The organism is Flavobacterium sp. NG2, from assembly GCF_034119845.1.
In the GTDB taxonomy this organism is placed as follows: domain Bacteria; phylum Bacteroidota; class Bacteroidia; order Flavobacteriales; family Flavobacteriaceae; genus Flavobacterium.
The window spans coordinates 894,935-906,294 of record NZ_CP139420.1; the positions used below are offsets into that span (position 1 = coordinate 894,935).

Sequence of the window (11,360 nt, forward strand, 5' to 3'; positions counted from 1 at the left end):
CGCAAAATGACTATTTAAACGAGTTGTTTTGCGGTTTTTTTTCTATTAATTCAGTCATTGAATATAAATGTTCAGTCGTTTTTAAAACATTTATAAATTGAATTTTATTATTTGAAAGGAATTATTCCATTAGTAAAAAGAAGGTATAAAACTCCAATTTGAAATATTACAATTCCCCAAAACTTCCATAAATAGGAAGTTTTTGTTGTTTTATGTCTAAAGGTTAACATTCCTAAACCAGAACCAATTGTTCCGCCAATAAAAACGAAGCTTAACAATGTTTTTTCAGCTATTCTTCTTTTATGTTTTTTAGCTAAATATTTATCATAACCTATCACTAAAAAGGCCAGTGTATTTATAATCAAAAAACAGTAGAATAAAATAGTCATTTAACTCAATTTAAGTTTCAAAGATATTATTTAGATAACAAAGATAAAATAAGTAAATAATGCGAGATTTTACGAGAATCTCGCATTATTTACATAAATTAGCAAAAAAATACTTGTATGATAGAGTCTTCACCAGCATATAAATATGATGAAAAAACTTTTGCTTTGTATAATCAATTGCGCGATAATGGAGAGTTGAAGGAAATAAATGATGCTTACTTATATTGGGATAAGATCAAGTATAAAACTAAGATTGCAAGTCCACAAGAATATTGGAGCGCTATAAAGATGGCTAGAATTTTAAATTCACAAACTGTTACTTTTGGAAAGAATAGTTTTCAATTTAGTTCAACTGATTTTATTCACCAATTACTACATTATTGTGATTTGAATATTGGAGGAAATCTAGGAAGTAATATTGGTATTGCTGAGACTGATAAAACAAAGTTCATGATTAGTTCCATCATGGAAGAAGCTATTTCGAGCAGTCAAATGGAAGGCGCTAATACGACTCGAAAAAAGGCTAAAGAAATGATTCAAAAAGAGTTGAAGCCAAAAAGTAAATCGGAACAAATGATTATGAATAATTTTGTTACAATGAAACATATTGTGCAAAATAAATCAGATGATTTAACTCCAGAAAAATTACTTTACATTCATAATTTGATTTCAAATGATACTTTAGATAATAAACACGAAGAAGGCGTATTTAGAGTAAATGATGAAATTTATGTTGTAAATTATTCTAATAGTGAAGTTGTTCATACTCCACCCAACCATCAAGAAATAGAAGGATTGATAAATGAGTTATGTGATTTTTTCAATAAAGATCAAAAAATATTTATACATCCCATCATTAAAGGTATTATTATACATTTTATGATTGGATGGATTCATCCTTTTAGCGATGGTAATGGACGAACTGCTAGAGCTCTTTTTTATTGGTATATGCTAAAAAACGGATATTGGTTAACTGAATATCTTGCCATTTCAACAATCATTAAGGATACTAAAAATCAATATGAAAAAGCTTTTATGTATACTGAAATAGATGAAAATGATATGACTTATTTTATCACTTATCATTTAAAAACAATGGAAAAAGCATTTATTAGTTTGAAAGAATACATAGGTCGAAAGCAAAAAGAAGTCATACAAGCTGCAAAGTTTATTAAGATTCCAAATGTAAATGACAGACAAGCACAGATTTTAAAAATTATAAGTGAAGATTCAGATAGAGTTTTAAGTAGTAAAGAAATAGAAAATAGATTTTGTATTTCAAATTTCACCGCTAGGGCTGATTTAAATAATTTGGAAAGTTTAGGTTTTTTGGAAAAAATTCAAGTAAATAAAATAAAACATAATTTCATTAAATCTAAAAATTTCAATAAAATTATAAAATCATATAAGTTGTAAATAATGCGAGATTTTACAAGAATCTCGCATTATTTACTAAAAATTTAAATAATGACAAACATACAATTCATCGCCAAGTCTGTTCCAACAGCAGCCATAAACATTCAAAAAACCGTTCAATTATTAGAAGAAGATTGTACGATACCGTTTATTTCTCGTTATCGAAAAGACACCACAGGAAATTTGGATGAAACCCAAATTGAACTAATTGCTAAACTTCAAAAAGAGTACGAAGCGATTGTAAAACGTAAAGAGGCAATTCTTAAGTCAATTGAAGAACAAAAAGCATTAACACCTGAATTAGAGAAAAAAATCCAACAATCATTTGATTTACAAGAGCTAGAGGATTTTTATTTGCCTTTTAAAAAGAAGAAAAAAACCAAGGCTGATGTCGCTCGTGAAAATGGTTTAGAGCCTTTGGCCAAAATTATCATGGCACAAAATAATGATGATGTTGATTTCTTGTCAACTAAATATTTGAATGAAAACGTCATCAATGAAGAGGCCGCTTTGCAAGGCGCAAGAGACATTATTGCCGAATGGATAAATGAAAATATCTTTGTTAGAAAGCAATTGCGTCGCTTGTACCAACGTAAAGCCACCATTACAACTAAGGTTGTCAAGTCCAAAAAAGAGGAGGAAGGCGCTCAAAAATTCAATCAATATTTTGATTGGTCAGAGCCTATTAGCAAAGCTCCAGCACATCGATTATTAGCGATGTTGCGTGCGGAAAATGAAGGTTTTATCAAGTTTAAAGTCGAAGTAGATTTAGACGAAGCTTATGATATTATTGACGAATTGGTGTTGAAAAGCCAAAATGCAACTACGCCTCATGTACAACTAGCGATTGAAGATAGTTATAAACGCTTGTTGCAACCCGCTATTTCTAACGAAACCTTACAGGAAGCGAAGGCTAAGGCCGATGCCAATTCAATACAGGTTTTTGCTAATAATCTTGGTCAGTTGTTATTGGCACCACCTTTGGGTGAAAAGCGAATTTTAGCCATTGATCCAGGTTTTAGAAGTGGTTGTAAGATTGTTTGCTTGGATGAAAAAGGAGATTTGTTATATAATGAAACTATTTATCCACATGCGCCACAGAATGAAACTGCGATGGCGATGAAAAAAATAAAATCGATGGTCAATGCGTATAACATTGATGCTATTTCTATTGGAAATGGAACTGCGTCGAGAGAAACCGAATTTTTTATTAAAAAAATTGCTTTTGATAGACCAGTACAGGTTTTCATTGTTTCAGAAGCAGGAGCATCTGTATATTCAGCTTCAAAAATTGCTCGTGAGGAGTTTCCTAATTATGATGTAACGGTTCGAGGTTCGGTTTCGATCGGGAGAAGACTTTCTGATCCTTTGGCCGAATTGGTAAAAATAGACCCTAAAGCTATTGGCGTAGGCCAATACCAACATGATGTAGATCAATCCAAGTTGAAAGAAGAACTGGATTCAACAGTGATTCGTTGTGTGAACTCGGTGGGAATTAACATCAATACGGCGAGTAAGCATTTGTTGAGTTATGTGAGTGGAATAGGAGAGAAGCTGGCAGAAAACATTGTGACGTATCGTTCTGAAAACGGCCCATTTGAAGACAGAAAACAATTGAAAAAAGTACCTCGTTTGGGAGAAAAAGCCTTTCAACAAGGAGCAGCTTTTATCCGAATTAAAGATGGAAAAAATCCATTGGACAATTCAGCTGTTCATCCTGAAGCCTATTCGATTGTAGAGAAAATGGCTAAAGATTTGAAATTAAAAGTCAGTGATTTGATTGGTGACAAAGTGAAAACAGCTTTGATAAAACCAGAGAATTATATCACTCCAGAAATAGGGTTGCTAACCCTAAAAGATATTATCAAAGAGCTTGAAAAACCAGGATTAGATCCAAGAAAGTCAGCTAAAGTTTTTGAATTTGATCCAAATGTAAAAACCATCAAAGACTTAAAAACTGGAATGATCTTAAACGGAATTGTCAATAACATTACCAATTTTGGTTGTTTTGTTGATTTAGGAATTAAAGAAAGTGGTTTGGTTCACATCTCTCAGCTCAAAGCAGGCTTTGTAAGCGACGTAAACGAAGTGGTGAAGTTACACCAACATGTAACTGTAAAAGTGACTGAGGTCGATGAGGATAGAAAACGTATTCAGTTGACGATGGTGATTTAATGGGGGTACACAATCAAATTTTATATAGTTTTCTCGCTGCAAGTGAATCAAATCGCTAATTAAAGAACAATAACATTTAAATCAAACATAAAAAAAATCCCAAATTCTAATACATTATTAGAGTTTGGGATTCAAATAAGAAACGATATTTCTTATTTAGTTTCTTCTTTGCTGTCTTCTTTTTTATCTGTAGCAGAATCGTCTTTAGCAGCATTTTTAAATTCCTTAAGTCCGCTTCCTAAACCTTTCATTAATTCTGGAATTTTTTTACCTCCAAAAAGTAATAATACCACTGCCAATATAACTAGGATTTCTGTAACTCCAAATCTTCCCATGATTGAATAATTTATGCCGAAGCTAATTTTTAAAATAATCTAGCTACAAAGGTAAACAGAATTCCTTAATAGAAAGTCTGTTTCATCTAAATATTTATTTTTAGGTGAGTTAAATATATATTAAAATGCATAATTGATTAAGTTTTGTGACGAACAGCCTTCGAAAACTATTTCGTTTGCATTAATTATTATATTTGTGTCATATTGAGAAAAAAGTATGTCTGAAAAGCGATTAAAACGTAAAAAACTACAAAAAAAATTATTCACAAAAAACCGTTTGGTGATTTTGAATGAAGACACTTTTGAGGAAATTTTTTCACTTAAATTAACCTTGATGAATGTATTTGTCGTGGCTACTTTGGGTGCTATTATTTTAATTTCAATTACTACTTTTATTATTGCATTTACACCTTTAAGAGAATATATTCCAGGGTATTCATCTTCAAAATTAAAAAGAGATGCTACTGAATTGTCGTTGAAATCAGATTCATTAATTGAGGCGTTGAAGAAAAATGAAGCCTATATTCAGTCCATTCAAAAAGTACTCAATGGACAATTAGAATATGCTAAATTTAATAAGGATTCTATTTTAAATTTGAATGAAGAACCTGCACCACAACTCAAAATGACGGCTTCGGAAGAAGAATTAAAACTTAGAGAACAAGTAGATGCAGCAGAAAAAGCGGCAACCCAATTAGCTAAAGAAAAGCAACAAACTACCAAAAAACGAAAATAGAATGTCAATAAAATCAGTAGCTGCTCAATTATTTGCTAAAAGAGTATTTAAAAAGACCCAATCTTGGACTACTAATCCTATTGCTACTCAACAAGCAGTTTTTGAGGATTTGATCAAAACGGCTAGAAAAACTGAATTTGGTATTGACCACCATTTTGACCAAATAAAAAATTACGAAGATTTTGCTAATCAAGTTCCTGTTAGGGACTATGAAGGGCTAAAAAACTATATAGAAAAAGTTGTCAAGGGAGAATCTGATATTCTTTGGAAAGGGAAACCTCTTTATTTTGCCAAAACTTCAGGTACGACTTCGGGAGCGAAATATATTCCGCTGACTAAGGAATCTATGCCCTATCATATCGAAGCAGCTCGCGATGCGATTTTACATTATATCCATGAAACAGGCAAAGCTGATTTTGTTTCTGGAAAAATGATTTTCCTACAAGGAAGTCCAATTTTAGAAGAAAAAAACGGAATCCAATTTGGAAGACTTTCAGGAATTGTAGCGCATTTTGTTCCAAAATACCTTCAAAAAAACCGAATGCCATCATGGGAAACCAATTGTATGGAAGATTGGGAAGCTAAAATTGATGCGATTGTCGAGGAAACCTACAATCAAAATATGACGGTTATTTCAGGAATTCCGTCTTGGGTTCAAATGTATTTTGAGCGTTTACAACAAAAAGGAGGGAAGCCCGTAGGAGAGATTTTCAAGAACTTCAATTTATTTATTTATGGGGGTGTGAATTACGAACCATATCGTGCCAAATTTGAAAATTTAATTGGTCGAAAAGTACCTAGTATCGAACTTTTTCCAGCTTCGGAAGGTTTCTTTGCTTACCAAGATTCTCAGACCGAAAAAGGAATGTTGTTGCTTTTGAATTCTGGAATTTTCTATGAATTTATAAAAAGTGACGAATTTTATTCGGATAAACCAAGAAGGTATACCATAGGTGAAGTAGAATTAGGTGTTAATTATGTACTTATTATTTCAACCAATGCGGGACTTTGGGGATACAATATTGGAGATACCGTTCAATTTACTTCTTTAAAACCATATCGAGTAATAGTTTCCGGACGTATTAAGCATTATATTTCAGCTTTTGGTGAGCATGTCATTGGTAAGGAAGTAGAAAGTGCTTTGCAAGAAGCGATGGAAGGAACGGATATTCGTGTGAATGAATTTACAGTGGCGCCACAAATTAACCCCGAAAGTGGATTGCCGTATCACGAATGGTTTATCGAATTTGAAAAAGAACCCACAGATAGTAAAGCTTTTGCGGAAGCGATTGATAATGCCATGCGAAAACAAAACATCTATTATGATGATTTGATTGTGGGCAATATTTTGCAAAAGGTGGTTATTACCAAAGTAGCTACAAACGGCTTTCAAGAGTATATGAAATCAATAGGGAAATTAGGAGGACAAAATAAAGTCCCTAGATTAGCCAATGATAGAAAAATTGTTGATTTATTACCTACTATAAAATGAAAGAAACTAAAAATTTAATGATTACCCGTGCTCAAGAGTCTTCGGCTGCAATTGAAAAATTGTATATCACGATGCGTCATTTATTTAATAGAGGGTTTTACAAACCTATGGGGATTTCGGGAGACAGTTTAAGAGAGGCTTTGCTTGCGTTACGTCCTGAAATATATGGCCATATTGCTGATGAAAAAGCAGAACTCAAAGGACTTTTATATGTCATAGAGCGTTTGCCATTAGGAATTGAAGAATGCCGATTTATCAATTTGACCTCTCATGAAGGCTATGGAAAATCACATTTCAAAGCCATTATTCCACCCAAACGTAGAAGAAATTGTTATCGTATCGATGATGATTTAATGCATATCGAAATTACTAGAGGTCGCTCTGACATTTATGATATTTTGACACATCTCACTTTTATTTTTATCGAATCACATAAAATTAGAAGACGAGTGTTAATGGAAGAAGGTGGTGAAGTATCGAGCGATTGGGCAAAACTTGAAAAAGCGGTTTTTCAAAAAAAGAAATTGAGTTTAATCGAAAGAGAAAAAACGATATCTCATACAGCTAATATTTTGGGTCGAACTTTTGAAGATATCTCCGATATTTATGATGCTTTTGGGACCGATGAAGCACCAGATCGCTTTTTGCACATTGTTTATTGGCTAGGAAAATTAGCTATTGAAGAAGTTAGCGAAAACAATAAAAGAACCATCACTTTTAGTCCAATCTTGAGAGAGCGATTGGGCCATCACATTCACGGTGATATTTGGGCAACTCAAATAAAGGAGGTTTTAAAAGAAAATGAGCTCTTGGATAGACCCATTCATGTTATTAGTGCCAATATGCACTCTGTAATGAATTCAATTTTTGCAAAGACAGCTTTAAAATCGAAGGTAAATGGAATGCCTGAAATTTCTATTTATGAGGAGTTGAGCAAATCTGATGCCCAAGAACTTCGAAGCATAGTTGAAGCATATGCTTTGAATAACGGCATGATTAGCTTACCGGATACTTCAAGAACGAATATAGATGTTCAAATTTTTGATACAGCCAAGATTGATTGGACATTAACTTCCTTTCCTAATGCAAATTTTGGGGATAAAAAACCCGTATTGATTGTGATGGATTATGCTTTTGGAGAACAAGCCTATGAGACCATTGATGAACTTTTAAAGCCATATAAGAAGGATATATTACTTCAAGTAGAATCAGTTTCGATTATGGGCAAAGCTGGAATCCTAGAAGGAGGAAAAGGAGATATTATGATTCCTAATGCTCATATCAATGAAGGAACAGCTGATAATTATTTTTTTGAAAATGAGTTAACAGTAGATATGTTTGAGGGTAATGGTATTCGTGTATTTTCAGGACCTATGATTACAGTTTTGGGAACTTCCTTGCAAAACAAGGATTTATTGAAGTTTTTTCATGATTCTACCTGGGGAGTAATTGGTTTAGAAATGGAAGGTTCACATTATCAAAAGGCTATTCAATCGGCTTCAAAAATTAGGAAGAGTATACCAAAGGATGTTAAGGTGCGTTATGCTTATTATGCTTCAGATAATCCTTTAGAAACCGGAAGTACACTTGCTTCAGGAGGACTAGGTACGACAGGCGTTAAGCCAACTTATTTGATTACAATTAAGATTTTAGAACAAATATTCAACATAAAGTAAAATAGGAATTATATGAATACAAATGTACCTCAGAATACTGAAGATCAAGAAATTGATTTAGTACAAATTTCAAAAAAAATAGGACGTTTTTTTGATAATATCAATGCTTCAATTTTTAGGGCTATTCAGTTTTTTATAAAAAATGCCATTATACTATTTATTTTAATCCTTTTAGGGTTTGGGATAGGGATGTATTTGGATATTAACAAGAAAACCTATAACCATCAGTTAATAGTGAAACCAAATTTTGGAAGTGTAGATTATTTATATTCAAAAATTGATTTAATTCAATCTAGAATTCAGTCAAAAGATTTTTCTTTTTTTGAAGAACAAGAAAAACTAAAAAATTCAGGGCTAGAGAAGATAACTGTAGAACCAATTGTTGATGTATTTAAATTTGTTAATAACAATGAACAAAATTTAGAAGTTTTAAAATTAATTACGAATAACGGTGATTTAAAATCAATTGTTAAAGAATCAACCACAAACAAAAATTATCCTTTTTATATTATTAGATTAACAACAACTACGGAACTAAAAGATCAAAAAATAATAGAATCCATACTTAAGTTTTTGAATACAAGTGATTTTTATGAAGAAATTAAGGTTTCAAAAATCAATAATATCAAGCAGAAGATAAAAGAAAATCAAAAAATGGTTCTTCAAATAGATGGAATAATTGATAATTTTTCTAATTCAAAAAACCAAAAAGTTAAATCTAATTTAGTATTCTATAATGAGGATTTACAATTGAATGAAATTATTAAAACTAAAGAAACCTTACTCAAGGAGATTGGGAATCTTAATATAGAATTAATTAGTGATAATAAAATAGTAAAAGAAAGTTCAATTACCACAAACATCATATATAATAATAATTTTGAGGGTAAATTCAAAATAGTTGTACCGTTATTATTTCTTGTACTGTTTATTTTAGGAATTTCTGTTAAACGTTTCTATATTAAACAAAAGGAATTATTAAGATAAGTTTAATAATTGATGAAAAATATTTTACACCTTAAATTGAACAATGTTAGACTAAGAGAAATTTTATTTTTCATTGGTTTTTTTCTATTAGTTTTAATTCCAAAGGGTGGATTTAAATTAGCGGGTGTACCTATTACTTGGGGATATTTATATCTAGGAATTGTCTTTTTTTTAGCTATTTTCATTCTAATTAACAAATATAATTTTAGTATCAATAGCAGTCATTATATGTGTTATTTGGCTACTTTACCATTTGTTCTTTTTTTTACGGTACATTTATTAATTTTTGGATATAATGGTTCTTTAGGGAATCTGATTGCGTTTTATATTAGTTTCGTTTTTTTGCCCTTTTTATTTTATTTAGTTATTGGTTATTTTTTGGCTAAAATAGACAGTAAATACATTGAAAAACTACTTGCAAACGGTGTTTTAATAGTGGCAGCTTATGGAATTTTTTTATTCATATTTAAACAGCTTACGGGAAGTTTTTATGAAATCCCTTATTTTACTGTAAATGCTGGAGATTTAGGGGAATTATCAAGATCAAAATTTAATCAAAGAGGTTCAGTAAGTAAATTAATTTCGACTTATAACAATGGTAATATTTTTGGAGTTTGTTTGTTGATGCTTTTTCCTGTTTTTTATAAAAACACTAAATCAAGAATTAAAATTGTAATTGTTATTTTGGCTTTGTTTTTGACTTTATCCCGTACCGTTTGGATTGGTTTAATATTTTATTTTTTAATACAGTACAGAAATAGACTTTTTCAATTAGTTAAAATTTATTTTTCAATCGGGATATTATTACTCATATTAGGATCTTTATTGATGACAAGATATTTTCAATATGGTTCTTTAGGAGGATTTATACTTGATCCAAATTTTGGAGGTAGGATAATTCAAATTAGGAAATTTAATGAAATATCGTTGTTAGGTAATAGTGCTTATACTATTATTGATGAGATTGTATATTTATCTATTTTTAGACAGTTTGGTATAGTTGGATTGTTCCTTTTTTGTTTTTCTTTTTTTACACCTATTTATTTATTTTTCCAAACACGAAATAATACTTATGTTTATATACTAGGTGTTATTATCTATTTATTTGTGTGTTTAAGCGACGGTTGTATGTTATTGATACCAACATTAGCTTTTTTCTATTTTATCGCAACAATGGCTTTTATTTCCCAAAATAGAACCCAGAAATAGAATATCACAAAACAGATAAATATAAATACCATATTGACGTACTAAAATATTTTCGGTTAGGAAAGAGAAAGTAAATAATAAGGTAATCAAGAAATATAAAAAGTTTTTTGTTTTGAATGATTTATATAATTTGATTAATAATATTGAAAGGAACGAAATAAATAAAACCAACCCTCCTTTTAAAAAAAAATCTAGGTATTGATTATGTGAATTAATATTCTCTTTTGAAAGCTCCTTAAACCCATATTTATCATAACAATCATTAAGTTTTTCCTGAATAGTTTCATTGTTTAAACCTAAATAATGTGACTTTTTAATGGTTTCTATGGAGCAATAACAAATCGTATAACGAGAAGAATCTTTTATTGAGTTTTTATATAAAAAAAGTATGTCGTCTTTGTAACGATTTGAAAATAATGATATTAGTATTGTTGTTAGTAGTAATGGTATTATTAGTTTGTACGTTTTTATTTTTTTATGGAAATAAAAATAAATTTGTAAAAAGCTTAATAAAATTGTAGAGAATAGTATCATTCTACTATTAACAATAATTAAACTCATTAATGATGTAAGTTGTAAAATGATTAAACCATATTTTAATTTTATCTTTTTTAAGTGTATAATATAATCAGTAATAAAAAGGAAAGCTATCGAAATCCATAAACTGATATAAGTACCATGTATTTTAATTTGTTGTTCTAAATTAAATCGTACTAAATACCAATCAAAATGATGATTAGGAATGTCTTTTATATAAAATAGAATTATATACGTGGTTATCAAACTAATACAAATACTGTAAGTCAGTAATATTCGTTGTTTATTTCTAATAAACAGTTCTGATTGATATAAAAAACAGCTGAATAACGGTATTATAAATAAAATTAAACCATTTGTGATTAACTTAATACTTTTAGAGTTATAAAAAACAAGATTAAAACCTAA

Annotated in this window: 10 protein-coding genes; 7 read left to right on the top strand and 3 right to left on the bottom strand. The window is 30.2% G+C overall.

Translation table 11 applies throughout. The features are described 5' to 3' along the window. Positions 1-107: 107 nt before the first annotated feature. Positions 108-389, bottom strand: a complete 282-nt coding sequence (locus SLW70_RS03705; protein WP_320890663.1) for a DUF1294 domain-containing protein — start codon at positions 387-389, stop codon at positions 108-110. Positions 390-506: 117 nt separating this feature from the next. Between SLW70_RS03705 and SLW70_RS03710 the strand changes: the two genes are divergently transcribed. Together SLW70_RS03710 and SLW70_RS03715 are read left to right on the top strand one after the other, a co-directional pair. Next, the gene (locus tag SLW70_RS03710) at positions 507-1,805 is read left to right on the top strand and encodes a Fic family protein (RefSeq protein WP_320890664.1); all 1,299 of its coding nucleotides are present in this window, start codon (positions 507-509) and stop codon (positions 1,803-1,805) included. A 51-nt stretch (positions 1,806-1,856) separates the two neighbouring features. Beyond that, positions 1,857-3,980, top strand: a complete 2,124-nt coding sequence (locus SLW70_RS03715) for a Tex family protein (protein WP_320890665.1) — start codon at positions 1,857-1,859, stop codon at positions 3,978-3,980. Between the two features lie 152 nt (positions 3,981-4,132). Here the strand turns inward: SLW70_RS03715 and tatA are convergent, their stop codons facing one another. Continuing rightward, the gene (tatA, locus tag SLW70_RS03720; RefSeq protein ID WP_320890666.1) at positions 4,133-4,315 is read right to left on the bottom strand and encodes a twin-arginine translocase TatA/TatE family subunit; all 183 of its coding nucleotides are present in this window, start codon (positions 4,313-4,315) and stop codon (positions 4,133-4,135) included. Between the two features lie 217 nt (positions 4,316-4,532). On the opposite strand from tatA, the gene SLW70_RS03725 reads away from it, so the two are divergent. Genes SLW70_RS03725 through SLW70_RS03745 form a run of 5 tightly spaced genes read left to right on the top strand, consistent with a single transcriptional unit; the run spans position 4,533 to position 10,415 of the window. Next, positions 4,533-5,051 (top strand): peptidase, encoded by a 519-nt coding sequence (locus SLW70_RS03725; RefSeq protein ID WP_320890667.1) that lies wholly within the window; start codon positions 4,533-4,535, stop codon positions 5,049-5,051. A 1-nt stretch (position 5,052) separates the two neighbouring features. Continuing rightward, positions 5,053-6,543 (top strand): GH3 auxin-responsive promoter family protein, encoded by a 1,491-nt coding sequence (locus tag SLW70_RS03730; RefSeq protein ID WP_320890668.1) that lies wholly within the window; start codon positions 5,053-5,055, stop codon positions 6,541-6,543. Further along, entirely contained in the window at positions 6,540-8,219 is a 1,680-nt protein-coding gene (locus SLW70_RS03735) for a DUF6909 family protein (RefSeq protein ID WP_320890669.1), read from the top strand. The genes SLW70_RS03730 and SLW70_RS03735 overlap by 4 nt, the downstream gene beginning before the upstream one ends. Before the next feature lie 12 nt (positions 8,220-8,231). Then, a complete protein-coding gene (locus SLW70_RS03740) occupies positions 8,232-9,206 on the top strand; it encodes a hypothetical protein (RefSeq protein ID WP_320890670.1) in 975 nt (324 codons plus the stop codon). A gap of 12 nt (positions 9,207-9,218) precedes the next feature. Further along, complete coding sequence (locus SLW70_RS03745) at positions 9,219-10,415, top strand: hypothetical protein (RefSeq protein ID WP_320890671.1); 1,197 nt, start codon at positions 9,219-9,221, stop codon at positions 10,413-10,415. On the opposite strand, the gene SLW70_RS03750 is transcribed toward SLW70_RS03745, so the two are convergent. Continuing rightward, positions 10,353-11,198, bottom strand: coding sequence for an O-antigen ligase family protein (locus SLW70_RS03750; RefSeq protein WP_320890672.1), 846 nt, complete (start codon positions 11,196-11,198; stop codon positions 10,353-10,355). The two genes, SLW70_RS03745 and SLW70_RS03750, sit on opposite strands and share 63 nt — an antisense overlap. Between the last annotated feature and the right edge of the window lie 162 nt (positions 11,199-11,360).

What these genes read in the sequence shown, in the direction of transcription:
- SLW70_RS03705 (WP_320890663.1), bottom strand. Translation starts at nt 389, where the DNA reads ATGACTATTTTATTCTACTGTTTTTTGATTATAAATACACTGGCCTTT.
- SLW70_RS03710 (WP_320890664.1), top strand. Translation starts at nt 507, where the DNA reads ATGATAGAGTCTTCACCAGCATATAAATATGATGAAAAAACTTTTGCT.
- SLW70_RS03715 (WP_320890665.1), top strand. Translation starts at nt 1,857, where the DNA reads ATGACAAACATACAATTCATCGCCAAGTCTGTTCCAACAGCAGCCATA.
- tatA (WP_320890666.1), bottom strand. Translation starts at nt 4,315, where the DNA reads ATGGGAAGATTTGGAGTTACAGAAATCCTAGTTATATTGGCAGTGGTA.
- SLW70_RS03725 (WP_320890667.1), top strand. Translation starts at nt 4,533, where the DNA reads ATGTCTGAAAAGCGATTAAAACGTAAAAAACTACAAAAAAAATTATTC.
- SLW70_RS03730 (WP_320890668.1), top strand. Translation starts at nt 5,053, where the DNA reads ATGTCAATAAAATCAGTAGCTGCTCAATTATTTGCTAAAAGAGTATTT.
- SLW70_RS03735 (WP_320890669.1), top strand. Translation starts at nt 6,540, where the DNA reads ATGAAAGAAACTAAAAATTTAATGATTACCCGTGCTCAAGAGTCTTCG.
- SLW70_RS03740 (WP_320890670.1), top strand. Translation starts at nt 8,232, where the DNA reads ATGAATACAAATGTACCTCAGAATACTGAAGATCAAGAAATTGATTTA.
- SLW70_RS03745 (WP_320890671.1), top strand. Translation starts at nt 9,219, where the DNA reads ATGAAAAATATTTTACACCTTAAATTGAACAATGTTAGACTAAGAGAA.